This is a genomic window from Sphingosinicella rhizophila (assembly GCF_032378825.1).
GTDB classification, from domain to species: domain Bacteria; phylum Pseudomonadota; class Alphaproteobacteria; order Sphingomonadales; family Sphingomonadaceae; genus Allosphingosinicella; species Allosphingosinicella rhizophila.
Genome location: NZ_JAVUPU010000004.1, coordinates 242,312 through 267,148, shown reverse-complemented (window position 1 = coordinate 267,148; position 24,837 = coordinate 242,312). Strand labels below are relative to the sequence as shown.

The 24,837-nt window shown below is 65.5% G+C and carries 34 protein-coding genes; 21 read left to right on the top strand and 13 right to left on the bottom strand.

Annotated features, from left to right (window positions below):
- Positions 1-105: 105 nt before the first annotated feature.
- Both RQX22_RS09850 and RQX22_RS09845 read left to right on the top strand, forming a co-directional pair.
- Positions 106-462, top strand: a complete 357-nt coding sequence (locus tag RQX22_RS09850; protein WP_315726000.1) for a hypothetical protein — start codon at positions 106-108, stop codon at positions 460-462.
- Between the two features lie 83 nt (positions 463-545).
- Entirely contained in the window at positions 546-926 is a 381-nt protein-coding gene (locus RQX22_RS09845; RefSeq protein ID WP_315725998.1) for a hypothetical protein, read from the top strand.
- A 6-nt stretch (positions 927-932) separates the two neighbouring features.
- Here RQX22_RS09845 and RQX22_RS09840 read toward each other — a convergent pair whose 3' ends face one another.
- On the bottom strand, positions 933-1,136 hold the full coding sequence (locus RQX22_RS09840; protein WP_315725996.1) for a KTSC domain-containing protein: 204 nt from the start codon (positions 1,134-1,136) through the stop codon (positions 933-935).
- Positions 1,137-1,332: 196 nt separating this feature from the next.
- On the opposite strand from RQX22_RS09840, the gene RQX22_RS09835 reads away from it, so the two are divergent.
- On the top strand, positions 1,333-2,391 hold the full coding sequence (locus tag RQX22_RS09835) for an extracellular catalytic domain type 1 short-chain-length polyhydroxyalkanoate depolymerase (RefSeq protein ID WP_315725994.1): 1,059 nt from the start codon (positions 1,333-1,335) through the stop codon (positions 2,389-2,391).
- A 25-nt stretch (positions 2,392-2,416) separates the two neighbouring features.
- On the opposite strand, the gene RQX22_RS09830 is transcribed toward RQX22_RS09835, so the two are convergent.
- On the bottom strand, positions 2,417-2,650 hold the full coding sequence (locus RQX22_RS09830; protein ID WP_315725992.1) for a KTSC domain-containing protein: 234 nt from the start codon (positions 2,648-2,650) through the stop codon (positions 2,417-2,419).
- Between the two features lie 91 nt (positions 2,651-2,741).
- Between RQX22_RS09830 and RQX22_RS09825 the strand changes: the two genes are divergently transcribed.
- Both RQX22_RS09825 and RQX22_RS09820 read left to right on the top strand, forming a co-directional pair.
- Positions 2,742-3,344, top strand: a complete 603-nt coding sequence (locus tag RQX22_RS09825) for a hypothetical protein (protein ID WP_315725990.1) — start codon at positions 2,742-2,744, stop codon at positions 3,342-3,344.
- A gap of 223 nt (positions 3,345-3,567) precedes the next feature.
- Entirely contained in the window at positions 3,568-4,131 is a 564-nt protein-coding gene (locus tag RQX22_RS09820; RefSeq protein ID WP_315725987.1) for a thermonuclease family protein, read from the top strand.
- A 124-nt stretch (positions 4,132-4,255) separates the two neighbouring features.
- Here the strand turns inward: RQX22_RS09820 and RQX22_RS09815 are convergent, their stop codons facing one another.
- Positions 4,256-4,435, bottom strand: coding sequence for a hypothetical protein (locus RQX22_RS09815; RefSeq protein ID WP_315725986.1), 180 nt, complete (start codon positions 4,433-4,435; stop codon positions 4,256-4,258).
- A 103-nt stretch (positions 4,436-4,538) separates the two neighbouring features.
- Between RQX22_RS09815 and RQX22_RS09810 the strand changes: the two genes are divergently transcribed.
- A complete protein-coding gene (locus tag RQX22_RS09810; protein ID WP_315725985.1) occupies positions 4,539-5,123 on the top strand; it encodes a DUF6265 family protein in 585 nt (194 codons plus the stop codon).
- 195 nt (positions 5,124-5,318) lie between these two features.
- Here RQX22_RS09810 and RQX22_RS09805 read toward each other — a convergent pair whose 3' ends face one another.
- The 3 genes from RQX22_RS09805 to RQX22_RS09795 are packed head-to-tail and all read right to left on the bottom strand — an operon-like array spanning position 5,319 to position 8,589.
- Positions 5,319-6,371: a ribonucleotide-diphosphate reductase subunit beta gene (locus tag RQX22_RS09805; RefSeq protein ID WP_315725984.1), complete on the bottom strand. Its 1,053-nt coding sequence runs from the start codon at positions 6,369-6,371 to the stop codon at positions 5,319-5,321.
- A gap of 11 nt (positions 6,372-6,382) precedes the next feature.
- Complete coding sequence (locus RQX22_RS09800) at positions 6,383-6,652, bottom strand: hypothetical protein (RefSeq protein ID WP_315725982.1); 270 nt, start codon at positions 6,650-6,652, stop codon at positions 6,383-6,385.
- Positions 6,649-8,589 (bottom strand): ribonucleoside-diphosphate reductase subunit alpha, encoded by a 1,941-nt coding sequence (locus RQX22_RS09795; protein WP_410001630.1) that lies wholly within the window; start codon positions 8,587-8,589, stop codon positions 6,649-6,651. The genes RQX22_RS09800 and RQX22_RS09795 overlap by 4 nt, the downstream gene beginning before the upstream one ends.
- 487 nt (positions 8,590-9,076) lie before the next feature.
- On the opposite strand from RQX22_RS09795, the gene RQX22_RS09790 reads away from it, so the two are divergent.
- The 3 genes from RQX22_RS09790 (at position 9,077) to RQX22_RS09780 (ending at position 11,000) form a co-directional block, all read left to right on the top strand.
- Positions 9,077-9,481, top strand: coding sequence for an MAPEG family protein (locus RQX22_RS09790; RefSeq protein WP_315725978.1), 405 nt, complete (start codon positions 9,077-9,079; stop codon positions 9,479-9,481).
- A gap of 182 nt (positions 9,482-9,663) precedes the next feature.
- Positions 9,664-10,122 (top strand): carboxymuconolactone decarboxylase family protein, encoded by a 459-nt coding sequence (locus tag RQX22_RS09785; RefSeq protein WP_315725976.1) that lies wholly within the window; start codon positions 9,664-9,666, stop codon positions 10,120-10,122.
- A gap of 17 nt (positions 10,123-10,139) precedes the next feature.
- Positions 10,140-11,000: a sigma-70 family RNA polymerase sigma factor gene (locus tag RQX22_RS09780; protein ID WP_315726289.1), complete on the top strand. Its 861-nt coding sequence runs from the start codon at positions 10,140-10,142 to the stop codon at positions 10,998-11,000.
- 39 nt (positions 11,001-11,039) lie between these two features.
- Here the strand turns inward: RQX22_RS09780 and RQX22_RS09775 are convergent, their stop codons facing one another.
- Positions 11,040-11,261 (bottom strand): hypothetical protein, encoded by a 222-nt coding sequence (locus tag RQX22_RS09775; RefSeq protein ID WP_315725974.1) that lies wholly within the window; start codon positions 11,259-11,261, stop codon positions 11,040-11,042.
- An 89-nt stretch (positions 11,262-11,350) separates the two neighbouring features.
- Entirely contained in the window at positions 11,351-12,265 is a 915-nt protein-coding gene (gene rarD, locus RQX22_RS09770; protein WP_315725972.1) for an EamA family transporter RarD, read from the bottom strand.
- A 206-nt stretch (positions 12,266-12,471) separates the two neighbouring features.
- Here rarD and RQX22_RS09765 point away from each other — a divergent pair, with 206 nt between their 5' ends.
- The 8 genes from RQX22_RS09765 to RQX22_RS09730 all read left to right on the top strand — a co-directional run bounded on the left by RQX22_RS09765 (position 12,472) and on the right by RQX22_RS09730 (position 17,282).
- Positions 12,472-12,999 (top strand): hypothetical protein, encoded by a 528-nt coding sequence (locus RQX22_RS09765; RefSeq protein ID WP_315725970.1) that lies wholly within the window; start codon positions 12,472-12,474, stop codon positions 12,997-12,999.
- Between the two features lie 11 nt (positions 13,000-13,010).
- Entirely contained in the window at positions 13,011-13,394 is a 384-nt protein-coding gene (locus RQX22_RS09760) for a ribose-phosphate pyrophosphokinase (protein ID WP_315725968.1), read from the top strand.
- Between the two features lie 64 nt (positions 13,395-13,458).
- Positions 13,459-14,142, top strand: coding sequence for a hypothetical protein (locus tag RQX22_RS09755; RefSeq protein WP_315725966.1), 684 nt, complete (start codon positions 13,459-13,461; stop codon positions 14,140-14,142).
- A 96-nt stretch (positions 14,143-14,238) separates the two neighbouring features.
- Positions 14,239-14,616: a fluoride efflux transporter CrcB gene (gene crcB, locus RQX22_RS09750; RefSeq protein ID WP_315725964.1), complete on the top strand. Its 378-nt coding sequence runs from the start codon at positions 14,239-14,241 to the stop codon at positions 14,614-14,616.
- Positions 14,617-14,618: 2 nt separating this feature from the next.
- On the top strand, positions 14,619-15,713 hold the full coding sequence (locus tag RQX22_RS09745; RefSeq protein WP_315726287.1) for an RluA family pseudouridine synthase: 1,095 nt from the start codon (positions 14,619-14,621) through the stop codon (positions 15,711-15,713).
- A complete protein-coding gene (locus RQX22_RS09740) occupies positions 15,710-16,363 on the top strand; it encodes an HAD-IA family hydrolase (RefSeq protein WP_315725962.1) in 654 nt (217 codons plus the stop codon). Before RQX22_RS09745 ends, RQX22_RS09740 begins: the two co-directional genes overlap by 4 nt.
- Positions 16,360-16,596: a hypothetical protein gene (locus RQX22_RS09735; RefSeq protein ID WP_315725961.1), complete on the top strand. Its 237-nt coding sequence runs from the start codon at positions 16,360-16,362 to the stop codon at positions 16,594-16,596. Before RQX22_RS09740 ends, RQX22_RS09735 begins: the two co-directional genes overlap by 4 nt.
- Entirely contained in the window at positions 16,593-17,282 is a 690-nt protein-coding gene (locus RQX22_RS09730; protein WP_315725960.1) for an ATP12 family chaperone protein, read from the top strand. The genes RQX22_RS09735 and RQX22_RS09730 overlap by 4 nt, the downstream gene beginning before the upstream one ends.
- A gap of 15 nt (positions 17,283-17,297) precedes the next feature.
- Here RQX22_RS09730 and RQX22_RS09725 read toward each other — a convergent pair whose 3' ends face one another.
- Both RQX22_RS09725 and gmk read right to left on the bottom strand, forming a co-directional pair.
- Positions 17,298-17,876, bottom strand: a complete 579-nt coding sequence (locus tag RQX22_RS09725; protein ID WP_315725958.1) for a hypothetical protein — start codon at positions 17,874-17,876, stop codon at positions 17,298-17,300.
- A gap of 77 nt (positions 17,877-17,953) precedes the next feature.
- Positions 17,954-18,583, bottom strand: a complete 630-nt coding sequence (gene gmk / locus RQX22_RS09720; RefSeq protein WP_315725956.1) for a guanylate kinase — start codon at positions 18,581-18,583, stop codon at positions 17,954-17,956.
- 89 nt (positions 18,584-18,672) lie between these two features.
- Here gmk and RQX22_RS09715 point away from each other — a divergent pair, with 89 nt between their 5' ends.
- Both RQX22_RS09715 and RQX22_RS09710 read left to right on the top strand, forming a co-directional pair.
- Entirely contained in the window at positions 18,673-19,197 is a 525-nt protein-coding gene (locus RQX22_RS09715) for a DUF1697 domain-containing protein (RefSeq protein ID WP_315725954.1), read from the top strand.
- Positions 19,194-19,757 carry a DUF2585 domain-containing protein gene (locus tag RQX22_RS09710; protein WP_315725952.1) on the top strand — a complete coding sequence of 188 codons (564 nt, stop codon included), beginning with the start codon at positions 19,194-19,196 and terminating at the stop codon, positions 19,755-19,757. Before RQX22_RS09715 ends, RQX22_RS09710 begins: the two co-directional genes overlap by 4 nt.
- A gap of 47 nt (positions 19,758-19,804) precedes the next feature.
- Here the strand turns inward: RQX22_RS09710 and RQX22_RS09705 are convergent, their stop codons facing one another.
- The 3 genes from RQX22_RS09705 to RQX22_RS09695 form a co-directional block, all read right to left on the bottom strand.
- Positions 19,805-20,347, bottom strand: a complete 543-nt coding sequence (locus tag RQX22_RS09705) for a PilZ domain-containing protein (RefSeq protein ID WP_315725950.1) — start codon at positions 20,345-20,347, stop codon at positions 19,805-19,807.
- Between the two features lie 193 nt (positions 20,348-20,540).
- Positions 20,541-21,935, bottom strand: coding sequence for a class II fumarate hydratase (gene fumC / locus RQX22_RS09700; RefSeq protein ID WP_315725948.1), 1,395 nt, complete (start codon positions 21,933-21,935; stop codon positions 20,541-20,543).
- A gap of 110 nt (positions 21,936-22,045) precedes the next feature.
- The gene (locus RQX22_RS09695) at positions 22,046-22,528 is read right to left on the bottom strand and encodes an SspB family protein (protein ID WP_315725946.1); all 483 of its coding nucleotides are present in this window, start codon (positions 22,526-22,528) and stop codon (positions 22,046-22,048) included.
- A 90-nt stretch (positions 22,529-22,618) separates the two neighbouring features.
- Between RQX22_RS09695 and RQX22_RS09690 the strand changes: the two genes are divergently transcribed.
- Together RQX22_RS09690 and RQX22_RS09685 are read left to right on the top strand one after the other, a co-directional pair.
- A complete protein-coding gene (locus RQX22_RS09690) occupies positions 22,619-22,996 on the top strand; it encodes a histidine triad nucleotide-binding protein (RefSeq protein WP_315725944.1) in 378 nt (125 codons plus the stop codon).
- 191 nt (positions 22,997-23,187) lie between these two features.
- Complete coding sequence (locus RQX22_RS09685; RefSeq protein ID WP_315725942.1) at positions 23,188-24,765, top strand: amino acid permease; 1,578 nt, start codon at positions 23,188-23,190, stop codon at positions 24,763-24,765.
- Positions 24,766-24,837 lie beyond the last annotated feature (72 nt).

Sequence of the window (24,837 nt, the reverse complement as noted above, 5' to 3'; positions counted from 1 at the left end):
TGCCTCTGCCTGCTATGCGCCTGCTCGGATCAGGCGCCTCCCGCCCCTCGCCAGGCGGAAAGGGCGAGCCCGCTTGCGCCCGACGCCCCGCCTGCGCCCACGCCTGTGCCTGCGCCCGTGCCCTCCGGCGTCGAGGAGAATGGCGACGATGCGGCTGCCGCGCTCCGGCTTTATTATGCTTTGATCGAGGAAAAGCGTTACGATCGGGCCTGGCGGATGCGTTCGGGCGGCGCCGGCCTTGCCGATTTCGCCGCCAGCTTCCGGCGCTATCGCAGCTACCGCGCCACCGTCGGCACGCCCAGCCTCCCTGTCGAAGCCGGCGGCTGGGCCTATGTCGAGGTGCCGGTGCAGATTTTCGGCACGCTCCGAGACGGCGGCCCGGTCGCCACCGCCGGCAGCGTCACCATGCGCCGCGCCACCACCGCCGTCGGCGACCGCCGCTGGCGCATTCATGCGCGATGAGCCCTTGTCGCGAATGGCCGGATACGCTTTTCATGCAACGTCGGGCCGTGCTGGTCGGTTCTGACCCTGGAAGGGAGAGCAAGATGCGGATGGGATTGGGGCTCATGCTGTTGGCGCTTGGCGCTTGTGGGGACACGGGCGCGGACGGCGACGGCAACACAATTCCGATCCGTGTGACCGGAGACAGCGATTATGAAGCCAGGTTGCAGGGGCTGAGCGAGCTCAATCGCGGTCTCGCCTTGCGGCGCGCGATCCAGGATTCCGGCGCGGCCTGCAAGCGCGTCGACCTGGCCGGCCGGCAGGAAGCCTATAAGAATATGTCGATGTGGACGGCCCGCTGCTCGGACAGCGGCGATTGGGCATTGTTCATCGCTCCCAATGGCGATGTCCAGGTCCGCAAATGTTCCGACGCCGACCAGCTCGGCCTGCCGGCCTGCCGGTTCGAGGAGCCGACGGAAGGCTGAGCCGGGTCATATCGGCTCGCATTCCGAATAAGGGAAGCGGCCGCGGATTCGGGCGTTGAAATGGCGGCCCTTGATTCTCGCGGCGCGAAACGCCTCCGCGGCTTCCGGCGGCACGTCGCGATAAATGTAGCGGCGACCGGTGGTGAAGGTCACCTCCAGCTCCGCTGTGTCGGGGAGATAGACGATCGATGCGATCAGGGTCGACGGCATGTCAGCGGGCAATTGCAGGCATGGCCAAGCTTTCTCGCATCCTTGGTTCCGCAAACGCGCCAACGACCCCCGGGTGCCCCGCACAAGAAAATGCTGCACTGCAGCAACTTTGCGCTATGGCAGGCGTTGAACGGCACGCGAGGCTCCTGGAGAAACCATGTCATTGTTCGAAAAGGGATCTCGGTTCGCGAATCCGATGGGGCGCAAACCCGCCAGCATCGGCGAAGACCGTCTGTCCGACCTGACCGGACTGAAGCAGAATCCCGGCAACCTGCGCGCACGCAAATATGTGCCGGAAGGACTCGGGGCCGGCGCGCCCCTGGTCGTTATCCTCCATGGCTGCACGCAGGACGCGGCTTCCTTTGACATCGGTTCGGGCTGGTCGCGCTTGGCCGATCGCCACGGCTTCGCCTTGCTCTTCCCGGAACAGAAGAGGGAGAATAATTCCAATCTCTGCTTCAACTGGTTCACGGCCGGCGACACCCAGCGCGGCATGGGCGAGGCGGCTTCGATCCAGGCGATGATCGCGGCAATGCGCGCCGCCCATCAGGTCGATCCGCAACGCATCTTCGTCACCGGCCTTTCGGCCGGGGGCGCAATGGCCTCGGTGATGCTCGCCACCTATCCCGAAAGCTTCGCGGCCGGCGCGATCATCGCCGGCGTCGCTTATGGCTGCGCCTCCGGCGTGATGCAGGCGTTCGATTGCATGGGCGGGCGCGCCCGCGAAGAGGCGGCGGAGCTTGGCGCCAGGATCCGCCGGGCCTCGCCGCACAAGGGACCCTGGCCGCGCGTCTCGGTCTGGCAGGGAAGCGCCGACGCGGTGGTCGTGCCCAGCAATGCCGATGCGATCGTGCTGCAATGGACCCATGTCCACGGCCTCCCGCCCCGCCCCGACCGGACCGAGACGGTGGAAGGCCATCCGCGCCGTGTCTGGGACGGGCCGGACGGGACGGTCGCGATCGAGGAATATCTGATCACCGGCATGGCCCATGGCACGCCGCTCGATCCCGGCACCGGCGCCGGCGAATCCGGGGAGGCGGGCGCCCACATGCTGGATGTCGGCTTCAGCTCGACCGACCGCATCGCCGCCTTTTTCGGCATCGCGCCGCCGCCGCCGGCCAAGGCCGAAGCGAAGGCTGGGGCGAAAGCGAAGGCCGGCGGGCGCAAGCCCGCATCCCGGACGGCGCCCGCCCCGCGCGACGGCCCCCAGGCCGTGATCGACAAGGCGCTCCGGGCGGCTGGCCTGTTGCGCTGAATCCCGGGCTGGCGCGGGGGCGGGATCAGTCTGCCGGCCGGAAGCGCCGCCGCCTGGGTTCCAGCGCGCAGCGATAATGGGGCTTGATCTCCCTATTGACGAAGGCGCCGAGCGACGGCGCCGTCAGCATCGCCCGGTAGATGTCGGCGGGCACATCGAAATAGGAATAAAGGCCGCCCCCTTTATACCATATGTCGAGCCGTGCGGTGGCGGGATCGTAATGGACCCGTTCGACCGCGGAGGAGGAGACATGGGGCATCAGCCGACAACGCGCGCGGCACCATCCGGCTTCATCCCATTCCGCCGGGCCATGGAAGGAACCAGCGCTCCGGTCCACCGATTGGAAGGTGATGAAAATCCCTCTTGTCCCGCTTTTCCTGCTGCTCTTGTCCTGCGATGGCCGGCCTCCCGCCGCTGAAAATGCCTCCGGCGCGCTCACGGTCGACCCCCGGCCGTCGCCCACCGCGCCGCCGGATCAGGGCGGCAAGCGCATGGCGGCGCCGCCCGATCGGCGGGCGAAGGGCATGACGGGCGGCCTTCCCGACGATCGCACGCCTGTGGCGGAGGCGCCTTTCGCCGAAACCAGCGCCCAGGGCGCGGCCAATGTCGTCCGGACCTATTATGCGCTGCTCGAACAGGGCGAATATGGCGACGCCTGGCGCCTCTGGTCGGGCGGCGGCGCGGCCAGCGGCATGAGCGAACGGGCCTTTGCCGCAAGCTTCGCCGGATATCGCGAATTTCATGCCCGGATCGGCGCGCCAGGCGCCATCCACGGCGCGGCGGGTTCGCTCTATGTCGAGGTGCCGGTGCGGGTCCATGGTCGGATGAAGGATGGCAGGCCGTTCGACATGGCCGGCCCGGTCACCCTGCGCCGGGTCAACGACGTGCCCGGCTCGACCGCGGAACAGCGCCTCTGGCATATCTCCGGCAGCGGCGTGAGGCCGCGGCCCTGACGCGTCGGCCGCGCCCTGCTTTCCGCCACCAGGGCGCGATCTGACTTCCTGCGGAGGGGCCTTTGCGGCCCGACCATCGCCTCCCGAATCCGCGCAGGCACTTTCCCGAATGGCATTCGTGATACGTCCGAAATGGACGTTTCTCTTTGCTGCCGAGCTGCCCGGTTAATCATTTATTCCCGTGATTCTCCTAGCGCTTGTGCCGGTTCACAACGAGCGCCGCATGAAGAATTGGGATCTAAAACGGGAGGGCGAGGCTTTGCCGCTTTCTCCGGAATCCCGGCCGGGCCGGAGGAGCCGGCGACGCTCCGTCCGCGCGATACGCTTGCGCAAGGCCGCCCGCGATTTCAGCTGGCTCGCGGTCCTGTTCGTCTGCCTCATCCTCCTTTACTCGGAGATGCGCAGGCTCGGCGCCGAAATCTCTCCGGACGGCGTCACGACCCATTTTCAGTTCGAACGGTGCGAAACCGGCTTCCTTTCGACCTGCGTCGTCGATGGCGACACCTTCTTCCTCAATGGCGAGAATATCCGCCTGGCCGATATCGACGCGCCGGAAGTCGCCGCCCGCTGCGCTCGGGAGGCGAAGCTCGCCGCCCGCGCCACCCGCCGCTTGCAGGCGCTGCTCAGCCAGGGACATCTCGCTCTGGTGAAGCCCGGGGCGGACAAGGACGGCTTCGGCCGCAAGCCCAGGATCGTCATGCGCGATGGCCGCTCGATCGGCGACACCATGATCGCCGAAGGCCTGGCCCGCAGCTGGGACCGGCGCTACGAATCCTGGTGCGGATAGGGCGCAGTCCGCGGCCCGGCCCCGGCCGCCGCCACCGTCAGCGCCGGCCAAACGACACAGCGCCGGTCATGGCCTCCTCTCGGTCATGCTGCATGCCGAAAGGGGCGGCCGATCCGGCGCCCGTTCAATAAAGGATGCGCGCATCCCCGGACGCCTCATCCTCTTCCTCCGGCGCCGGCATTGCCGCCGGCGCTTCGGCCACCGGTATCCGGCCGTAACGGTCCATCACGCGATCGACGGCCCAGGTGCCTCCGGCAACGGCGGACAGGCTGACGGCGGTCAGCAATATCTGAATGAACGGCATGTGATTCCTCCCTTGGCAGCCATGTGGGGACGCGCATGCCGCGGGAAAAGAAGATGAAGACCATTGAGGTCGATTTCGATGCCAGGATGATCCGCCCGCAAAAATGGATTATCCTCGCCGCCGCGCGCCGCCCATGGCGGTGCCGATCGGAGGCATGATGAAGCTTTCCGCCTTGCTCGCGCTGATGCTGTTCCTTGCCGCGCCGCCGCCGGCCGCCGCGCAGGCGGGGCGCGACGCACCCGCCGCGCAGACCCGCCGTGCCGTGCCGGGCAAGCCGCCACCGCCCGCGCGCCTTTCCGATCTCGCTTGGCTGGCGGGCACCTGGGAAGGCGAAGGCATCACCGGGCGCGCCCGCGAAATCTATCTCCCGGCCGCCGACGGCCAGATCGCCGGCCATTTCACCCAGATGCGCGGCGATTCATTGTTCTTCTACGAAATCACCGCCATCGCCGTGGTCGGCAATTCGCTCGAATATCGGGTCCGGCATTTCAACGCCGATCTCACCGGCTGGGAGGAGAAGGACGAGGTCGTCCGCTTCCCTTTGGTCGCGGTGGAGGAAGATGCCTGGTTTTTCGACGGCCTCACCATCCGGCGCGACGGGCCGGACAACTTGGTCACTGCGGTGGTGATCGGTGACAAGGGCGGCAGCAGCCGCGAGGCAGTCTTCCGCTACAGGAGAGCTCGCTGAACGAGACCGTTCGCGCCGATCAGAGCCCGCAGTGGAGCGCCGCCGGCATTACCCCGGTCGCCGCCGGGCCATCGGCGGCAACGTGAAATTCGCCATGTAGCGCAATTTGACGGATTGGACGTCTGCATTGCGCGTAATGTAATTGGCTATCACGCGTGGATCGAAGTTTGACGGCATCTGCCTAGGCTGGGAGTCCTATTCCGCCGCCACCCCAGCCCGCGTGAACATGTCGTCACCCGGCGCCGCATCCTCGGCCGTATCGTTCGCCTTGGCCGACTTCCTGCGGTCGAAATTGTCCCAGACTTCGTTCCAATTGCCGCGGGTTGCGGCCTTGGAATATTCGGTGGCGCGGGTTTCGAAGAAATTGGCATGTTCGACGCCGTTGAGGAGGGGCGCCAGCCAGGGGAGCGGGTGCTCGTCGATCATGTAGATCGGCGAGAAGCCGAGCTGGCCCAGGCGCCAGTCCGCAATGTAGCGGATATATTTCTTGATCTCCTTCGGCGTCATGCCGGGTACCGGGCCCATCTCGAAGGCGAGGTCGATGAAGGCATCCTCCAGCCGGACGGTCTTCTGGCAGACGTCCATGATGTCGTCGCGCACCGCCTTGGTCAGGCAGTTCCTCTCCTTGGTGAAGGCGTGGAACAGGCGGGTAATGCCTTCGCAATGGAGGCTCTCGTCGCGCACCGACCAGGAGACGATCTGGCCCATGCCCTTCATCTTGTTGAAGCGCGGGAAGTTCATCAGCATGGCGAAGCTGGCGAAGAGCTGCAGCCCCTCGGTGAAGCCGCCGAACATGGCGAGCGTCCGCGCGATATCCTCGTCCGTATCGACGCCGAACGTGGCGAGATAATCGTGCTTGTCCTTCATCTCCTTATATTGAAGGAACATGCCATATTCGCTCTCGGGCATGCCGATCGTGTCGAGCAGGTGCGAATAAGCGGCGATATGGACCGTCTCCATGTTGGAGAAAGCGGTCAGCATCATCTTCACCTCGACCGGCTTGAACACCCGGCCATATTTGTCGTGGTAGCAATCCTGCACCTCGATGTCGGCCTGGGTGAAGAAGCGGAAGATCTGCGTCAGCAGGTTGCGCTCATGATCGGTCAGCTTCTGCGCCCAGTCGCGGCAATCCTCGCCCAGCGGCACTTCCTCCGGCATCCAGTGGATCTGCTGCTGGCGCTTCCAGAATTCATAGGCCCAGGGATATTCGAAGGGCTTATATTGCATGCGGGAGTCGAGAAGGGACATGAGACTTACTCCTAACGTCTTTTTACGCGCGAACCCGCGCCGCCGGTGAGCGCGCCGATGCCGAGCATGAAACCGAAATCGTACCAGCCGCCATTGTTGGGGACGGCGTAGATGGCGACCTTCGCGTCGAACAGCGAGACCAGCCAGGTGAAGGGTGCAATGAAGCCGTGGAGTAGCCCGAGCAGGAAGCCGGGCGATTCAGGCTCGACCGCGCCGGCCGATTGGGTAGCGCAGGCCGAAAGGACCAGCAGCGCGCCCAAAGCGGCCAGACGCGCCGTCACTGGCACGCCAGACACTCGTCATAATCGGTGGACTCCATCTCGATCTGCTTGAGATCGGGCGTATTGTCCGCCTCGACGCCGCCCGCGAAGCCGGCGCGCTGCACCGATTTCGAGCGCAGATAGTAAAGCGATTTGATGCCGAGCTCCCACGCGCGATAATGGAGCATCAGCAGATCCCATTTGTCGACATCGGCCGGGATGAACAGGTTGAGCGAGGTCGCCTGATCGATATAGGGTGTGCGGTCGCCAGCCAGTTCCAGCAGCCAGCGCTGGTCGATCTCGAAACTGGTCTTGAACACGTCCTTTTCCTCGGGGCTGAGGAAATCGAGATGCTGGACCGAACCGCCCCGCTCCAGGATCGAGCTCCACACGCCTTCGCTATTCTTGGATTTCTCGGCGAGCAGCTTCTCCAGATAGGGATTGCGGATCGAGAAGGAGCCGGACAGCGTCTTGTGGGTGTAGATATTGGCCGGGATCGGCTCGATGCAGGCCGAGGTGCCGCCGCAGATGATGCTGATCGACGCGGTCGGCGCGATCGCCATCTTGCAGGAGAAACGCTCCATCACGCCGCGGTCGGCCGCGTCCGGGCACGGCCCGCGCTCGGTCGCCAGCATCATCGAGGCCTCTTCCGCCTGCTGCGAGATGTGCTTGAAGATCTTCATGTTCCAGGATTTGGCCATCGCCCCTTCGAAGGGGAGGTTGCGCGCCTGCAGGAAGGAGTGGAAACCCATCACGCCCAGGCCGACGCTGCGCTCGCGCTCGGCCGAATAGCGGGCGCGGGCCATCTCGTCGGGCGCGCGCTCGATATAGTCGCTGAGCACATTGTCGAGGAAACGCATCACGTCCTCGATGAAATTCTTGTCGCCATTCCATTCGTCCCAGGTCTCGAGATTGAGGCTGGAAAGGCAGCAGACGGCGGTGCGGTCATTGCCCAGATGGTCGCGGCCGGTGGGCAAGGTGATCTCGCTGCACAGGTTCGAGGTCGAGACCTTGAGGCCCAGCTCGCGCTGGTGCCGCGGCATGGTCGCGTTCACCTTGTCGATGAAGATGATATAGGGCTCGCCCGTCGCCAGCCGGGTCTCGACCAGCTTCTGGAAGAGCGCGCGGGCATCGACCGTCGACCGTTCCGATCCGTCCTTGGGCGAACGCAGCACCCATTCGGTGCCGTCGCGCACCGCCGCCATGAAATCGTCGGTGACGAGCACGCCGTGATGGAGGTTGAGCGCCTTGCGGTTGAAATCGCCGCTGGGCTTGCGGATCTCCAGGAATTCCTCGATCTCCGGATGGGAGACGTCGAGATAGCAGGCCGCCGACCCGCGCCTCAGGCTGCCCTGGCTGATCGCCAGGGTCAGCGAATCCATCACCCGGACGAAGGGGATGATGCCGCTGGTCTTGCCGTTGAGGCCGACCGGCTCGCCGATGCCGCGCACCGATCCCCAATAGGTGCCGATGCCGCCGCCGCGCGACGCCAGCCAGACATTCTCGTTCCACGTGTCGACGATGCCCTCCAGGCTGTCGGGCACGCTGTTCAGATAGCAGGAGATGGGCAGGCCGCGGCCGGTGCCGCCGTTCGACAGGACCGGGGTCGACGGCATGAACCAGAGGCGGGAGATGTAATCGTAGATGCGCTGGGCGTGGGCGGCATCGTCGGCATAAGCCGACGCGACCCGCACGAACAGATCCTGATAGGATTCGCCGGGCAGCAGATAACGGTCCTTCAGCGTCTCCTTGCCGAAATCGGTCAGCAGGTTGTCGCGGCTATGATCGATCTCGACGGGAAAGAGCTGGGGCTTCACCGATTTCGAATCGGGCCGGGCCTTTGCTTCGCCTTGCGACGGGACCCTGGCTTCGCCTTGCGAATCACCCTTCGACTCGGCGCCCGCTTCCGCATTGCCGCCCGCTTTTGCGGCTTCCTTCGCCTTGGGAGGCGCTTCCATTGCACTGGTGCTCACGTCGGCCGATCCTGTTTCGCTGCTGCCTGAAAGGTCCATATCTTATCCCCTGTTCTCATTTCGTTCCAGCAGGAGTTTGGGGTTCGTCATGTCGAACCCCCAACCAACCTAGGCGCATTCGGGGGACAGGGGGGCGCTAATTTCGGCTTGTCCCCGATATCCACAGGACAACCGCTCTTGCCTGCATCCCCATATAGGAATTACAGCTTGGCCCCACAACTTCTTGCGTTACCCCCGAGGCAGCGCCACCACCTATAGTGCCTCAACTGGAATCAGACGCAAGACGGTAAATGGCTTATTTGCCAACGATTCGTCGCAAAAGCCTGCGGCCAGACGAATCGATTCGCGCTTGCAAAGTGCCGGATCGGCGGAAGTCCGCGCTTTTTCAGGCCCCCATCCGGCCGCGACCGCGACCGCATTGCCGTCCTGCCGGCAAAGGGGGTAGATTCCGGCCCACCGCGCGGAGGAAAATATGACGGTCGAACTCAGCATACTCGCCTGGGGCTGCGTCCTCGCCCTCGTCCATATCTTCGCCGCGGTGCGGGTGAAGACGCGGCAATATGGCACGAGATGGAATATGAGCGCCCGCGACGAGGCGCTTGCCCCGCCCGAGCCGATCGTCGGGCGGCTGGCGCGGGCCCAGGCCAATTATTTCGAGACCTTTCCGGTCGCCGCCGCGGCGATCCTGATCCTGTGGATGGCGGAGCTCGAAAGCCAGTGGACGGCGATCGGTGCGATCGTCTGGCTGGCGGCGCGGATCGTCTATCTGCCCCTTTACGCGGCCGGCATTCCGGTCGTCCGCACCCTGGTCTTCATGATCAGCATGATTGGCATCGGCATGCTGCTCTGGCCCGCCTTGGCGGCCAGCTTCGGCTGAAGCGGTTTCGAACCGGCGCGGCCCGGCCGTTCGCGGCAGCTGGCGCACGGGCCCTCCCGTGGAGGTATCGAAGAATCGGGGCAGGGAAAGTTCGAGGCAGGAAAAAATATCGCCCTCATGTCACAAAGGCGGGCGCGCTTTCGTCATCACCGCGGACAAGAATGTTCGTGAAGGAAATGACGATGAAGCCAAGACTGAACCCGTTCGCCGCCGCGCCGGAGCCGATGAAGAAGTGGCTCGACTTCGGAACCGCTCTCGCGGCCGAACACGGACTGGAGCCGAGCCTGATGGAACTGGTCAAGATACGTGCCTCCCAGATCAATGGCTGCGCCAACTGCATCCACATGCACACCAGGGAGGCACGCGCGATGGGCGAGAGCGAGGAGAGGATCTATCTGCTCGATGCCTGGCGCGAATCCCCGCTCTACAGCGATCGCGAGCGCGCCGCGCTCGACTGGACGGAGGCGCTGACCCGGCTCGCCGAGACGCAGGCGCCCGATGCGGTCTATGAACGGCTCCAGTTCCATTTCACCCAGGAGGAGCAGGTGAAGCTCACCTTGCTGATCGTCGCCATCAACGGCTGGAACCGGGTCTCGGTCGGCTTTCGCACCGTCCATCCGGCCGGCGGGGCCGGATCTTGATCGGAAGCGATCGGCAAATGGACGCGGCGGTCTCGTTCGAGCCGCTGCGTCCCCGCCTGATCCGGGTCGCCTATCGGATGCTGGGATCGGTCGCGGACGCGGAGGATATGGTGCAGGAGGCCTTCCTGCGTTGGATGGGGGCCGACCGCGCTTCGGTCCGCGAGCCGGAGGCGTTCCTGCGGCGGGTCGTGACGCGGCTCTGCCTGGACCGGCTCAAATCGGCGGCGCATCGCCACGAAACCTATGTCGGTCCCTGGCTTCCCGAGCCGATCGTCGAGACGGAGGAGGAGCAGGCCGACGATATCAGCCTGCCGCTGATGCTGGCGCTGGAACGTCTGTCGCCGCTGGAACGCGCCGCTTTCCTGCTCCACGACGTGTTCGGCGTGGACTTCGATGAAGTCGCCGACACGATCGGCCGCGACCCGGCCGCCTGCCGGCAGCTCGCCAGCCGCGCGCGGAGCCATATCCGCGAATCGCGCCCGCGCTTTCCCGTCGCCAGGGAGCGGGGACTGGAAATCGCCTCGGCCTTCTTTGCCGCTTCCAGGACGGGGGATCTGCAGGGATTGCGGGCGATGCTCGCCGACGATGTGGTCATGCAGAGCGACGGCGGCGGCAAGCGGGCCGCGGCGCGTTGGCCCTTCGTGGGGATCGACGAAATCCTCAGGGTGCATAAGGGGCTGGCGCGGCTGTTCGCCAAAGGCATGTCGAAGGTCCTGCATTATGGCCTGATCAACGGTCTGCCCGGCTTCGTCACGCTGGAGGCGGATGGGGAATTGCAGACCACCGCGCTCCAGATCGACGGCGATCGCATCACCGCAATCTATATCGTCCGCAACCCCGACAAGCTCAGCCGGCTCGGCCGGGAAATGCTGCATTGAGCGGCGGAGGACGCCCGCAAAGGGCTTGGGGTGCGGACCCTAGATGAAACCGCCGCCCAGCATCAGGCGCGCGATGGCGACGATGATGACGATGATGTTGAGGTTGCGGCCGGACGTCTTGCTCGACAGCACGCCGACCACCAGCCCGATCAGCGCCAGCGGCAGGATCAGCCAGTTCACCCAGCCCAGCAAGGGCAGGAAGGCGGGAATGGCGAGCAGCAGGGCGAGGCCGCCGATGACCAGGGAGACGAGGTTCAGCATGATCCGAACATGGCCTTGTATCGGGCGCCGCGCAAGTCGCATGGATTCATCCGGCGATCGGGAAGAAGGTGCGGGCGCCGGACCCTGCCTTACGGCGTGACTTCCGGCTGTGCGCGGGCGGCGGCGCGGGCGCCGCGCAGCCCTTCGAAGGCGAAGATGAACAGCGCCGTCCAGATCGCCCCGAAGCACAAAATATGGGCCGGCGTCAGTTTCTCCCCGAACACCAGGACGGCCAGCAGGAACTGGAGCGACGGCGCGACATATTGGAGGAAGCCGAGCGTCGAGTAACGGAGCCTCTTGGCGGCGGCGGTGAACAACAGCAGCGGGATGGCGGTCAGCGCGCCGCCGATGATCAGCAGGATGTCGGTCGCGCCGTCGGTGAGGAACGCGCCCTCGCCTTGACCCTGCAGCCAGACCAGCCAGCCCAGGGCGATCGGGGTCAGGATCAATGTCTCGATCGTCAGGCCCTCCACCGCCTCGACCGGCGTCACCTTGCGCAGGAATCCGTAGAGCGCGAAGCTCGCCGCGAGCGTGAGGCTGATCCACAGGGCGTCGCCGGCGCCGAGCGCCAGCACCGCCACGCCGGCGGCGGCCAGCAGGACCGCCCCCTTCTGCGGCAGCGTCAGCCGCTCCTTCAGCAGGAAGACGCCGAGCAAGACGTTGACCAAGGGGTTGAGATAATAACCGAGGCTGCCCTCGAGCACATGGCCGCTCACCACCGCATAGATATAGACGAGCCAGTTTATCGAGATCAGGGCGGCGGTCAGGACCAGGACCAGCAGGAGGCGCGGGGCCGCCAAAGCGAGGCGGACCGCCGGCCAGCTTTTCCACCAGCTCGCCAGCCCCGCCAGGAAGACGAGCGACCAGATGATCCGATGGGCCACGATCTGGCTCGCCGGCACATCAGCCAGCAACTTGAAGAAAAGCGGCATGATGCCCCAGGTCACATAGGCGCCGAGGCCGAGGAGGAGGCCGGCGCGGGCGCGCGCATAATCTTCGGTCATGGCCGGGCCTGCCTGAATCTGGAGTAAGATCGATTGCCGACGCGGAAAGCACGGCGGCCGAGGAAAATCCAGAGCCCTTGGCCGGATTTCGCCCCGAATCGGTCGATCCTCGCCACCGGATCGCGGCCTTGCCGTCACAAGCACTGGTGGCGGGGGACGCATCGGTTTAACCTCCACTGCCTCAGCCGCACTGAAGGAGGGCGACCATGAAGCGCGTGACACTCGAAACGGCCCTGGCGGGAATGCTCCTGCTGTCCGCCTGCGACGGCGATACCGGCGATCTCGGCGGAAACCGCTTGGCCTCGGATGCGCCTGTGGACGTGTCGGCGGAAGGCCAGGCCAAGGATGGCCGCATCTCGATGAAGGGGCCGGGCTTCGATTTCGCCATCAACCTGCCCGGCGGCCTCGCCGATCATGCCAATGTCGATGGCGACGACAAGATCCTCTACCCCGGTTCGTCGATCAGCGGCATGCACATCGCCGCCGGCGAGGATGGCGGCAAGGGTGGGGTCGAATTGCGCTTCACCAGCCGCGATCCGCTGGACAAGGTGGTGGCCTGGTACCGCGATCCGGCCCGCAGCGACGGCTTCACCCTCGGCGCGAGCAGCCGGGACGGCGACGCCATCATCCTCGCCGGCAAGACGAAGGGCGACAATAATGACTTCAAGCTGCGCCTGGCTCCGCACGGCGCGGGCGGCGCGGAGGGCCGGCTGACGATCGCCGAGCGCAATTAGGCGCGGCTTCCGTGGCTGCGCTGGCCGAGCCTCACGAGGTGCGCGCCCATCTGGTCGCCGCGGCGCGGGCGGGCACGGCGCTGAGCTATGGCGAATTGCTGGAGCAGCTCGGCTACCGATTCTCCCGGCCGAAAATGCGGGCGCTGTGCGCCATATTGGGCGCGGTCGACGACGAAGCCGCGATGCGCGGAGAGCCCGAGCTTGCAGTGCTGGTGGTCCGGCAGAGCGACGGTCTTCCCGGCCAGGGCTGGTGGGTCGCGGGCGCCCGGGCGCATGGCTATGAAGGGCGTTGGGACGGGCCGGAGGCCGCGCGGTTCATCCGCCGGCTTCAGGCGGAAAGCTTTGCCTTCTGGCAGTCCCATACCGGGACAGAGGGGGAATCGGGCAGCAATTAACCATCTCTGCACACGCCTTTTCGTGCCGGATGGGGCATAGGCGGGCCGTAAAGGGAGCCTTGCCATGATCATCCGCTTTCACAAGCTCATCCGCTTCACCGCCTTGGCGGCGGCGCTGACGCTCGCGGCCTGCGGCGGCGGTTCGGAGGATGAAGGCGATCTCGCCAATCTCGACAATCAGATCGTCGGCAACGATGCCGATCCCGCGCTCACCAGCGCGCTCCAGGACCAGATCCTGGTGGATCCCAATCTCGCCAACCAGTCCAACCGCAATGCCGTCCGGCCGCCGGAAACGCCGACCCAGGCGCAATATCCCGCCACCCAGGGCGGCAGCGCCGCGCCCGCGCGGCCGATGAGCGGATCGCAGCAGAGCCGGCTCGCTGGCACCTTCACCGGCGGCCCGGAATGCCAGGATCCGGACAGTTTCGATTATAACCCCTCCTGGGCGAACCGGCTGCCCGCCGCCTTCGCGGTGCCGCGCGGCGCCCGCATCACCGACGCCGCCGGCAACGACAAAGGCGCCTGCCGCTCGCGCGTCGTCACCTTCAACATCGCCGCCGCGCCGCAGCGCCTGATCGACTGGTACAGCGCCGCCGCCGCCCGCGCCGGCTATTCCGCCGAAAGCCAGAGCCGCGACGGCGACCTGATTCTCGCCGGCACCAGCAATGCGGGCGGGGCCTATTTTCTGATCGTGACCCCGGCCGGCAGCGGCGCCGATGTCGCCCTGATCGTCAATAACGGCCGCTGATCGAATCCTGCCCCGGAAAGCCGGGGAAGGATCCAATTCCCGGCGGATCCGGATCGCCCACTGGCGCACCTTAGCCCGCGTCGCTACATCGCGGCCATGCCACAGCTCCTTCTCGTGATGTTCGGCGGCGCCGTCGGGGCGGGGCTTCGCTATCAGCTCGGCCGCATGCTGCTCCGCCTCTTCGGCCCCGGCTTCCCCTGGGGCACGCTGGCGGTGAACCTGCTCGGCGGCCTGTTGATGGGGATTCTGGCGGGGGTCCTGTTCGGCGAAGGCGTGCGGGATCGGCCGCTCTGGCTGCTGCTCGGCGTCGGCCTGCTGGGCGGCTTCACCACTTTCTCCGCCTTCAGCTTCGATCTTTTCGCGATGATCGAGCGCGGCGCATTCGGCACCGCGGCCGGTTATGCATTGCTTTCCGTCCTCGCCTCTCTGCTCCTTCTTTATGCCGGCTTCTGGCTGACGAGGTCGCTGCTGTGACGATGCCGGCCGCCAGCGACCAGGTCCGCCAGTTCACCGTCGCCGCCGACGATGATGGCGTGCGGCTGGACCGCTGGTTCAAGCGCAACCTTCCCGATGCCAGTTTCAACATCGTCTCGCGCTGGGCGCGGACCGGCCAGCTCCGCGTCGACGGCAAGCGGGCGGCCCCCGGCGACCGCGTCGAGGCGGGACAGATCATCCGGGTGCCGCCGGCCGAAGCGCCTGCCGCGCCTCGCCCGAAAGCCGATCGCCGCGCGCTCACGGAGGATCAGGTCGCCTTCGTCAACGAGATGGTGATCCACCGCGACGATCAGGCGATCGTCGTCAACAAGCCGCCGGGTCTCGCGACCCAGGGCGGCACCAGGACGATCGAACATCTGGACGGACTGCTCGATGGCCTCGCCGACGAAGCGGGCGCCCGGCCCAAGCTTGTCCACCGCCTCGACAAGGATACTTCGGGCGTGCTGCTGGTGGCGCGGACGGCGCGCGCCGCCGCCTTCTTCTCGAAGAGCTTTTCGGGCCGGACGGCGCGCAAGGTCTATTGGGCGCTGGTGATCGGCGTTCCGGAGGTGAAGGACGGGCTCGTCGATCTACCGCTCGCCAAGCAGCCGGGCTCGGGCGGCGAAAAGATGCATGTCGATGAAGCCGAGGGGCAGGCGGCGCGCACCCGCTATCGGGTGATCGAGCGCGCCGGCAGCCGCGCCGCCTGGGTCGAGCTGCAGCCGCACACCGGCCGCACCCATCAGCTGCGCGTCCATATGGCGGCGATCGGCCACCCGATCGTCGGCGACGGCAAATATGGCGGTCAGGAAGCGTTCCTGACCGGGGCGATCAGCCGCAAGCTCCATCTCCACGCCCGGCGCCTGCGCATCGATCATCCTGACGGGGGCCGCATCGACGTGATGGCCGATCTTCCCGCCCATTTCGCCGAAAGCATGGCCAATCTCGGCTTCGATCTCTCGCTGGGCGACCTGCCCCTCGACGAGACCAAATTCGGCGAGACTCCGGCGGGCAAGCGCATCGCGGCCAATGCCGCCGCCAAGGCCCGCCGCAAGGAGCGCAAGGGCGAGCGGCGGTCGCGGGGGCGTGCGCGATGAACCGCCTCGCCATATTCGATTGCGACGGCACCCTCGTCGACGGGCAGGCGAGCATCTGCGCGGCGATGGAAAGCTGCTTCGTGGCGGCCGGAATGCAGGCGCCCGCGCGCGAGCGGACGAGGCGCCTCGTCGGCCTCAGCATGATGGACGCGATGCAGGTCCTCCTTCCCGGCGCGGAGGCGGAACTCCATGCCGAACTGGTCGAAGGCTATAAGAGCGCGTTTCAGCAGTTGCGGCGCGACGGCCTCGTCGAAGAGCCGCTCTACGACGGCGTCGAACAGGTGCTTGCGGCGCTGGAGGCCGAAGGCTGGCTGCTCGGCGTCGCCACGGGAAAATCGGATCGCGGCCTCGGCCACTGCCTCGATTGCCACGGCATAAAGGGCCGTTTCGTGACCCTGCAGACAGCCGACCGCCATCCTTCAAAACCGCATCCGTCGATGATCGAGCAGGCGATGGCCGATGCCGGCGCCGCGCCGCAAACCACGGTGATGATCGGCGACACGAGCTACGACATGGCGATGGCCCGGTCGGCGGGCGCGCGCGCGGTCGGCGTCACCTGGGGCTATCATGGCGCGCAGGATCTTCTCGCGGCCGGTGCGCATATCCTGGCCGATCACCCTTCCCAGCTTCCTGAAATGATAATGACATGAATCCTGGCGGACCCGTGGACGAAGCGACCTGGCGGAACCGCTTCATCATCATCAACATCACCCGCATCGCCGGCACGATCGTCGTCTTGTTCGGGCTTTTCGTCTGGCAGACCGATTTCATCCGCGAGGGCGGTTCGGTGCTCGGCTTCCCGATCGCCTTGTTCGGCCTGGCGGCAAGTTTCGGCGGGCCTTTGATGCTGGCGCGGCGCTGGCGGACGCCGCCCGGAGAATGAAGCGCTTCTACAAGCAGGCCGAGGCGGCGCCTGCCGAGGACGGATACCGGATCCTGCTCGACGGGCGCCCGGTGAAGACGCCCGACCGCAACAGCCTCGTCGTACCGGGCGACGCCCTTGGCGGCGCGATCGCGGAGGAATGGAACCGCCAAGGCGAGCGTATCGATCCGCGCACCATGCCCTTCACCGGCCTCGCCAATGCGGCGATCGACCGGGTCCTGCCCGATCCCGCCGCCTTCGCTTCCACCCTCGCCCGCTACGGCGAAAGCGATCTCCTCTGCTATCGCGCCGAGGGGCCGCAGGCGCTGGTGGAGCGTCAGGCCGAGGCCTGGGACGGGCTGCTGGATTGGGGGCGGCAGAGGTTCGACGTCGATTTCGAGATCGTCTGCGGCATCATGCACCGGCCGCAGCCAGGCCGCACGATCGAGCAGCTCGGCCGGGCGGTGACTGCGCGCGACGCATTCCGGCTGGCCGGCCTCTCGCCCCTCGTCACGATCGCCGGCTCGCTGCTGATCGCGCTGGCGCTGGACGAAGGCGCGATCGGGCTGGACGCCGCCTGGGCGGCCGCCGCCCTCGACGAAAGCTGGCAGGCCGAAACATGGGGCCAGGACCAACTCGCCGCCGCGACACTGGAAGCCCGGCGGCAGGAGTTCGAGGCGGCCTATCGGTTCCTGCGGCTGTTGTAGAAAGAAGCCTTCCGGCTAAACGTCCGTCGGCGCCCCCGGCATGGCCGCATCCGCCTTGGCCAGGAACCAGCGCGCGATGACGAGGCCGCCCGCCGCCAGCAGGATCGCGTCGGCGATGAACAGATAGATGAAATGACCCCAATCGTGGCGGTAGAAGATCGGCTCGCTCAAATGGAGAAGAGCCGAAGCTGCGACCGCGAACGCGATCACCAGTTTCGCCCGCGACGGAAAGTCGGGCACCCGCCGGTCGATGCCGATCAAGGCGAGGCCGATGATCAGGGCGACCACGAAATAGAAGACCAGGCCGCCGGCCAGCATTGCCGGGTCGGTCGCCGCGAAGCCGTCCGTATTGTAATGGACGGTCGCGATCGGCCCGCGCGAATACATGTTGGTCTGTTCCGCCGTGTCCATGCCGGGGACGGCATAGGTTCCGGTCCGTGGCAGGTTCGCCGCCATCGCCTGCTGGACGGCCGCGGCCTGTTCGTTGCTGAGACTGGCATAGCCGAGCCGCGACAGCGGGGTGGCGTAGAGCAGGAAGCCGAGGACGAACATTGCGACCGCCGCCGCGGCCGATCCGATGATGAGGCGCACCATGTCACTCTCCCTGTTGTCTTTATTGCCCGCATCCTAACCCAAGCGAGCGGCACGGGCAAAATATCCCGGCCAATCGATCAACCGATCAGCCCGCGGACGAAATCATGGAGGAAGACGCGGCGGGAGGCCTTCAGCCGCTCCGCCTTGAGGATCGTGTGGACCAGCTTGCGGCAATGTTCGGCATCGTCGTTGATCAGGACATAATCATATTCCGCCCAATGGCTGATCTCGACGCTGGCCCGCGCCATCCGGCTCGCCACCACTTCCGCGCTGTCGGTGGCGCGCGATCGAAGCCGCCGCTCCAGTTCCTCCATCGACGGTGGAAGGATGAAGACGCGGACGATGTCGGGATCGACCTGCTTGAGCTGCTGCGTGCCCTGCCAGTCGATATCGAGCAGCACGTCGCGCCCGGCCTCGATCTGCTTCACCACCTCGCGCCGCAATGTGCCGTAGCGATGGCCGAAGACATGGGCCCATTCCAGGAACTCGCCTTCGGCGACCAGGGCCTCGAACGCCTCGTTGGAAACGAAATGGTAATCGCGCCCGTCGACCTCGCCGGGTCGCATCGGACGCGTCGTGGCGGAAACGGAAAGGCCGATGCCGTCGTCGCTCGCCAGGATCATGCGCGAGATGGTGGTCTTGCCTGCGCCGCTGGGGCTCGAAAGGACGAAGAGCACTCCCCGTCGTTGAAGTGGATTGTTCGCCATGCCCGCTATTGGTGGACGCGGCGGGGGCGCGTCAAGCGGCTTGGGTAGCGGGCATAGGCATGGATGGGTATCTGAATTAGGGACGGATCATGGCGAGGTTCGTGGCGCTGTTGAGGGGGATCAATGTCGGCGGCCATCGCAGGCTGCCGATGGCCGATCTGCGCCGGGTCGCCGAGGGCATCGGCCTTGCGGATGTTCGCACTTATGTCGCCAGCGGCAATCTGGTCTTCGCCTCGGTCAAGGATGCCCGCACGCTCGAGACGCTGCTGGAAGAGGCCATTGCCGGCCATTTCGGCTTCGCCGTGGACGTGATCGTCCGCAGCGCCGCACAATGGCAGGCCTATGTCGCGTCGAACCCGCTGCCCGACGAGAGCAGGGCCCACCCCCATCTCGTCATGATCGCGGTCGGCAAGGGGAAACCCGGCAAGGCTGAGGTGGACGCGCTTCGCGCGCGGGCGAGCCCCAGGGAAAAGGTGCGTGTCGCCGGCGACGCGATCTGGTTCTTCTTCGGGGACGGTGCCGGCCGTTCGAAGCTCGGCAGCGCCGGCAAGGGCGGCTGGACCAGCCGGAACTGGCGCACCGCGCTCAAGCTTCGGGAGATGCTGGAGGAATGATCCCGCTGATCGAACGCCGTTACTGGCTGATCGCTTTGGCCCTGGTCGCGGCCGCTGCCATGATCCTGATCTGGATGGGCCGTCCGCCCATCTGCACCTGCGGCGAGGTGAAATTATGGACCGGTGCGGTGCAGAGCGCCGACAATAGCCAGCACCTCGCGGATTGGTACACGCCCAGTCATATCATCCACGGCTTCCTTTTCTATTGGGCCGGCTGGCTGGTGCTGCGCCGCAATCCCGCCGGGGATCGGTTGCTCGCGGCCATTCTGATCGAAGCGGGGTGGGAGCTGTTGGAAAATAGCCAGTTCATCATCGACCGCTATCGCGAGGCGACGATGGCGCTCGGCTATAATGGCGACAGCGTCGTCAATTCGATCGCCGACATAGGCTGGATGGTGATCGGCTTCGCCCTCGCCCGCCGCCTTCCCGTCTGGCTGACGGTCGCGATCGCCATCGGGTTCGAACTGCTGACCTTGCTCGTCATCCGCGACAATCTGAGCTTGAATGTCCTGATGCTGGTGGCACCCGTCGATGCGATCCGCGCCTGGCAGGCCCAGTGACGCCCGGGCCGCCCATCATCTTTCGGCACATGGCGACGCCTTGGTGATTACGGGCCGAGCTCGGACGGGTTTGAGGGCGCCGGCGGGTCCGTCAGCGCCGATTGAACCGACTGGGTCGCATCGGCAAGGGCATCATAGGCGATCAAGGCCATGCTGATCGCCACGGTCGCCCCGATCAGCATCACGGCGCCTTTCTGAAGCCAGGGCCCCACCCGCAAACAGCTTTGCCTGGCAGGCGCCCTGGCGCGGCGGTCGACACCGCCTGCGCTTGCCGCCTCGGCATCCAGGCGGCGGCGGTCCAGGCTGCCCGTGGTCAATGCCTTGACGTTGAGATGTTCCCTGAGCTCGGCGCCGAAGCGGCGGCCGCTGCTCCAGACCACCCGCCCGACCATCGGCTGAAACGGGCCGATCAGTTCGACGATCGTGCCGCGCGGCGGAGGCTTGCCGGTCTGCACGAGCACGCCGCGGCTCGAAACGTCGCGCAGACATGCCTCGGTGGCCAGGCCGTCGCCGCGCACCCGGATCGCAATGAGGACCTTCGTCCGCGGCTCCCGTCGCTCCACCCATTGCTGTGCCGTCAATAGCCCCATGTGCCTGCCTCAATATCGGCAGCGGGTTACGAATAGATTAGCAAAAACGTTGTTCAGCCGAAATGAAACGATCAAGAGAAGCCGATAAGGCGACCATCAGGTGATGATGAGGTATTGGAAGCGTGAGGGTCAATGTCCCTAATTCGGCACCGGAGCACGAATGATTTCCAATCTCGCGCAATAATCGCCTTCATCACCGCCCGACCATCGTCTCCGGCTTAACAACCCGATCGAAGGTCTGTTCGTCGACCAGTCCCAGTGCAAGACCTGCTTCCTTCAGCGTCAGTCCGTGCGTGTGCGCATGCTTCGCGATCTTCGCCGCATTGTCATAACCGATTTCGGGGGCGAGGGCGGTCACAAGCATCAGCGACCTGTTCAGCAGTTCGGAAATACGCTTTTCATCCGGCTCCAGGCCATCGAGCGTCCGTTCGGTGAAGCTCTCCATGCCGGTCGACAGCAGGTCGATCGATCGCAGCACATTGGCGCCGATCAAAGGCTTGAAGACGTTCAACTCCATATGACCCTGCAGGCCGCCGACGGTGACGGCGACATGATTGCCCATCACCTGGGCGGCGACCATGGTCAGCATTTCGGCCTGCGTCGGATTGACCTTGCCGGGCATGATCGAGCTGCCGGGCTCGTTTTCCGGGAGCTTGAGCTCGCCCAGCCCGCAGCGCGGCCCCGAGCCGAGCAGCCTTATATCGTTGGCGATCTTCGACAGGGAAACGGCGAGGACGTTGAGGATGCCGGACGCTTCCACCAAAGTGTCATGGCTGGCGAGCGCTTCGAACTTGTTGGGCGCGCTGGTGAAGGGAAGCTGGGTAAGACGAGCGATCTCGATCGCGAAATCCTCGGCAAAGCCGGCCGGGGCGTTGAGCCCGGTGCCGACCGCGGTCCCGCCCTGGGCCAGGCGATGGAGTCGCGGAAGGACGCCGTTCACACGTTCGATTCCGTCGGAGATTTGGGCGGCGTAGCCGGAAAATTCCTGGCCGAGCGTCAGCGGCGTCGCATCCTGCAAATGGGTGCGGCCGATCTTGAAGATATGGTCCCAGGCGGCGGCCTGGGCGGCGAGCCGCTCATGCATCTTCTTCAAGGCGGGAAGCAGCCTTTTGTGGATGGTGCGGGCGGCGGCAACATGCATCGCGGTCGGGAAGCTGTCGTTGGAAGACTGGCCCTTGTTGACATGGTCGTTGGGATGGACCGGGCTCTTGCCGCCGCGTTGGCCTGTGAGGATTTCGTTGGCGCGGCCGGCGATCACCTCATTGGCATTCATGTTGGATTGGGTGCCGGAGCCGGTCTGCCAGATGACGAGCGGAAATTGATCGTCATGAAGCCCCGCCGCCACTTCGCCGGCGGCCTGCTGGATCGCCTCGGCGATCTCGGCGTCCAGGCCGCGGGATCGGGCGTTCACCCGCGCGGCCGCCTGCTTCACGAAGCCAAGAGCATGGGCGATTTCCAGCGGCATCTGCTCGCGCGGCCCGAACGGGAAATTCTGGATGGACCGTTGTGTCTGGGCGCCCCAATAAGCGTCGCTCGGAACGTCGATCGGGCCGAAGCTGTCGGTTTCGACACGGGTCGTGGTGGACATGTGTGCTGGCCTATCTGGTCACGCCGGCGTCGGCCGGCAGCTTGTGGCGTATTCCGCCCTCTCTAAAGCATGGATACGCGACACAGGCGGCCCGGCATGCCGGGCCCGCTTCATTTCTTGCGGCTGAAATCCACCGAGACCACGTTCGATCCATCCTCGACCGGCTCGGCGACGGGATGATCATTCTCGGCCTCGTCATGATCCTGGAGGCCGCCTTCCTCGACCTGGGCCTGGAATTGGAGCGCGAAATTCACGGCAGGATCGACAAAGCCGGTGACCGCCGCAAAGGGAATGACCAGCCGGGCCGGGGCCTGGTTGAAGCTGAGGCCGACCTCGAACCCGGCGTCGCCGACCTTGAGGTCCCAGAAGCGGTTCTGGATGACGATCGTCATCTCGTCGGGAAATCGCTCGCTGAGATGAGTCGGGATGTCGACGCCGGCCGCGCGCGTCTTGAAGGTGATATAGAAATGATGGTCGCCGGGGAGCGTGCCGGTCTCCTCGACCTCGCCCAGCACCCGGCCGACGACCGCACGCAGCGCCTCCTGCACGATTTCATCATAGGGAATCAGGCTGTCGGCCGCATCGTCGTTCATGGAGCGATTGGTAACGTTGCGAGTGCGCCGGTCAAGCGCGTTGCGCTTAATGTGGGATTTGGAGCATGAAGCGTGCGACGGAGGGAGAATATGCCGATCGATGCCACCCAGGCCTATGACGACGATAATATCTTCGCGCGAATCCTGCGCGGCGAGATACCGTCTCGGAAGGTTTACGAGGACGAACATGCGCTCGCCTTCCACGATATCAACCCGCAGGCGCCGGTCCATATCCTGGTCATTCCGAAAGGGCGCTATGTGTCCTGGGATGATTTCTCGGCGCATGCGCCGGTGGAGGAGATTGCGGGCTTCGTCCGCGCCGTCGGCCATGTCGCACGCGAACAGGGGCTGGTCGCGCCCGGCTATCGGCTGCTCGCCAATGCCGGATCGGACAGCGGCCAGGAAGTGCCGCATCTGCACGTCCACATTTTCGGGGGGCGGGGCCTCGGACCGATGCTGGTGCGGTAAGAGGCGTCACGCAATGTTGGCGGAGCGTGCGACGGATGGAGGAATTTCGGGCTGGATAGCAGCCCTGCGCGCGCGGAACCGATCCGGGAAACCCGACCTTGCACTAATCGGTTGCGCGTCTTCAATTACCAGCTAGGTTCCCCCGCTGCATAAACACCAAGCGGCAAGGCCGCATTTTCAAGGGGACGCACATGATTTTCGGGCGCGTAAAGCCTCTCGACGCCATCCTCGCGACAGCACGGAAAAAATCGCTTCCCAGGACTCTGGGCGCCTTCCAGCTGACCTTGTTCGGCATCGGATGCGTAATCGGCACGGGCATCTTCGTGCTGACTGCGGCCGGGGCGCAAAAAGCGGGTCCGGGCCTCATGCTGGCATTCGTGGTCGCCGGCGCCGTCTGCGTCGTCGCGGCCTTATGCTATGCGGAAATCGCCTCGATGATTCCCGTGGCGGGTTCCGCCTATACCTATACCTATTCGGTGATGGGGGAATTGCTTGCCTGGACGGTCGGCTGGGCGCTCATACTTGAATATGCGGTGGCGGCCAGTGCGGTTTCGGTGGGCTGGTCCGGCTATTTCGTAAATACCATCCTCTACGAAAGTATGGGGATACAATTGCCCACCTACCTTTCGGCCGGACCTCTGGCGCTCGGCGGAGCGGAGGGCGGACTTATCAACCTTCCGGCGGTGGTCATCGCCTTGCTGGTCACCTGGCTGCTGATGATCGGTACGACCGAGAGTGCGCGGGTCAATGCCGTCCTGGTGACGATCAAGATCACGGCCCTCACCGCTTTCATCGCTCTCACGATCCCGCGTGCCGAAGCGGCTAATTTCAGCCCATTCCTGCCTGCGGGCGTGTTTGGCGGCTTCGGCTCGGGCGTCGGCCTCGTCGGCGCTGCGGCGACGATCTTCTTCGCTTATGTCGGCTTCGACGCCGTGTCGACGGCGGCCGAGGAAACCAAGAATCCGCAACGCAATGTTCCGATCGGCCTGATCGGCAGTCTTGCGATCTGCACCGTCTTCTACATGCTGGTCGCGGCCGGGGCGGTCGGGACGATCGGTGGCCAGCCCATCATGGGCGATACTGGGCCGCTTACCGTCGGTACGCCCGAACTCGCGCGGCAATGCGCCATGCCGCAATATGCGGATGCGCTGGTCTGCTCGAACGAAGCATTGGCGCATGTCTTGAGGACGATCGGCTTCGGCACTGTTGGCAACATGCTCGGCTACGCGGCCTTTCTCGCCTTGCCGTCGGTGATCCTGATCCTGCTATTTGGCCAGACCCGCATTTTCTTCGTGATGTCGCGTGACGGCCTGCTGCCGGAGGTCCTGTCCAACGTGCATCCCAAGTGGAAGACCCCGCACGTCGTCACCGCCATCACCGGCACGGTTGTCGCCTTCGCAGCCGCCTTCCTGCCGGTTGGACAACTCGCCGACATCGCCAATGCGGGCACACTCTACGCGTTCACCATGGTGGCGGTCGCGGTTTGGTTGTTGCGGAGACGGGATCCGAAGCGCGAACGTCCCTTCAAGGTCCCGGCCTTGTGGCTCGTTGCTCCGCTGACGATCGGCGGCTGCCTCTTCCTCTTCTTCAATCTCCCGGCGGCGGCCATGCTCGTGCTTCCGGCGTGGGGGGCCATCGGTCTCGTTATCTACTTCCTGTACGGTTATCGCTCCAGCCATGTGGGCAAGGGCATAATCGAACTGCACGAAGACGATCCGGAGGCGATGCCGGCGATGGGCATCACTCCGCCTGCCGATCCCAAGGCCTGACCGGAAAAAGGGAGGCTTCGGCCTCCCTTTTTTTTGGCCTTTTTTTGGCCGCGGGAACTTGAATGTCCATTG

Bases quoted from the DNA above. Each gene is read 5' to 3' on its own strand.
- RQX22_RS09845 (WP_315725998.1), top strand. From the start codon at position 546: ATGCGGATGGGATTGGGGCTCATGCTGTTGGCGCTTGGCGCTTGTGGG.
- RQX22_RS09840 (WP_315725996.1), bottom strand. From the start codon at position 1,136: ATGCCGTCGACCCTGATCGCATCGATCGTCTATCTCCCCGACACAGCG.
- RQX22_RS09835 (WP_315725994.1), top strand. From the start codon at position 1,333: ATGGGGCGCAAACCCGCCAGCATCGGCGAAGACCGTCTGTCCGACCTG.
- RQX22_RS09830 (WP_315725992.1), bottom strand. From the start codon at position 2,650: ATGCCCCATGTCTCCTCCTCCGCGGTCGAACGGGTCCATTACGATCCC.
- RQX22_RS09825 (WP_315725990.1), top strand. From the start codon at position 2,742: ATGAAAATCCCTCTTGTCCCGCTTTTCCTGCTGCTCTTGTCCTGCGAT.
- RQX22_RS09820 (WP_315725987.1), top strand. From the start codon at position 3,568: ATGAAGAATTGGGATCTAAAACGGGAGGGCGAGGCTTTGCCGCTTTCT.
- RQX22_RS09815 (WP_315725986.1), bottom strand. From the start codon at position 4,435: ATGCCGTTCATTCAGATATTGCTGACCGCCGTCAGCCTGTCCGCCGTT.
- RQX22_RS09810 (WP_315725985.1), top strand. From the start codon at position 4,539: ATGGATTATCCTCGCCGCCGCGCGCCGCCCATGGCGGTGCCGATCGGA.
- RQX22_RS09805 (WP_315725984.1), bottom strand. From the start codon at position 6,371: ATGTCCCTTCTCGACTCCCGCATGCAATATAAGCCCTTCGAATATCCC.
- RQX22_RS09795 (WP_410001630.1), bottom strand. From the start codon at position 8,589: ATGGAAGCGCCTCCCAAGGCGAAGGAAGCCGCAAAAGCGGGCGGCAAT.
- RQX22_RS09790 (WP_315725978.1), top strand. From the start codon at position 9,077: ATGACGGTCGAACTCAGCATACTCGCCTGGGGCTGCGTCCTCGCCCTC.
- RQX22_RS09785 (WP_315725976.1), top strand. From the start codon at position 9,664: ATGAAGCCAAGACTGAACCCGTTCGCCGCCGCGCCGGAGCCGATGAAG.
- RQX22_RS09780 (WP_315726289.1), top strand. From the start codon at position 10,140: ATGGACGCGGCGGTCTCGTTCGAGCCGCTGCGTCCCCGCCTGATCCGG.
- RQX22_RS09775 (WP_315725974.1), bottom strand. From the start codon at position 11,261: ATGCTGAACCTCGTCTCCCTGGTCATCGGCGGCCTCGCCCTGCTGCTC.
- rarD (WP_315725972.1), bottom strand. From the start codon at position 12,265: ATGACCGAAGATTATGCGCGCGCCCGCGCCGGCCTCCTCCTCGGCCTC.
- RQX22_RS09765 (WP_315725970.1), top strand. From the start codon at position 12,472: ATGAAGCGCGTGACACTCGAAACGGCCCTGGCGGGAATGCTCCTGCTG.
- RQX22_RS09755 (WP_315725966.1), top strand. From the start codon at position 13,459: ATGATCATCCGCTTTCACAAGCTCATCCGCTTCACCGCCTTGGCGGCG.
- crcB (WP_315725964.1), top strand. From the start codon at position 14,239: ATGCCACAGCTCCTTCTCGTGATGTTCGGCGGCGCCGTCGGGGCGGGG.
- RQX22_RS09745 (WP_315726287.1), top strand. From the start codon at position 14,619: ATGCCGGCCGCCAGCGACCAGGTCCGCCAGTTCACCGTCGCCGCCGAC.
- RQX22_RS09740 (WP_315725962.1), top strand. From the start codon at position 15,710: ATGAACCGCCTCGCCATATTCGATTGCGACGGCACCCTCGTCGACGGG.
- RQX22_RS09735 (WP_315725961.1), top strand. From the start codon at position 16,360: ATGAATCCTGGCGGACCCGTGGACGAAGCGACCTGGCGGAACCGCTTC.
- RQX22_RS09730 (WP_315725960.1), top strand. From the start codon at position 16,593: ATGAAGCGCTTCTACAAGCAGGCCGAGGCGGCGCCTGCCGAGGACGGA.
- RQX22_RS09725 (WP_315725958.1), bottom strand. From the start codon at position 17,876: ATGGTGCGCCTCATCATCGGATCGGCCGCGGCGGCGGTCGCAATGTTC.
- gmk (WP_315725956.1), bottom strand. From the start codon at position 18,583: ATGGCGAACAATCCACTTCAACGACGGGGAGTGCTCTTCGTCCTTTCG.
- RQX22_RS09715 (WP_315725954.1), top strand. From the start codon at position 18,673: ATGGCGAGGTTCGTGGCGCTGTTGAGGGGGATCAATGTCGGCGGCCAT.
- RQX22_RS09710 (WP_315725952.1), top strand. From the start codon at position 19,194: ATGATCCCGCTGATCGAACGCCGTTACTGGCTGATCGCTTTGGCCCTG.
- RQX22_RS09705 (WP_315725950.1), bottom strand. From the start codon at position 20,347: ATGGGGCTATTGACGGCACAGCAATGGGTGGAGCGACGGGAGCCGCGG.
- fumC (WP_315725948.1), bottom strand. From the start codon at position 21,935: ATGTCCACCACGACCCGTGTCGAAACCGACAGCTTCGGCCCGATCGAC.
- RQX22_RS09695 (WP_315725946.1), bottom strand. From the start codon at position 22,528: ATGAACGACGATGCGGCCGACAGCCTGATTCCCTATGATGAAATCGTG.
- RQX22_RS09690 (WP_315725944.1), top strand. From the start codon at position 22,619: ATGCCGATCGATGCCACCCAGGCCTATGACGACGATAATATCTTCGCG.
- RQX22_RS09685 (WP_315725942.1), top strand. From the start codon at position 23,188: ATGATTTTCGGGCGCGTAAAGCCTCTCGACGCCATCCTCGCGACAGCA.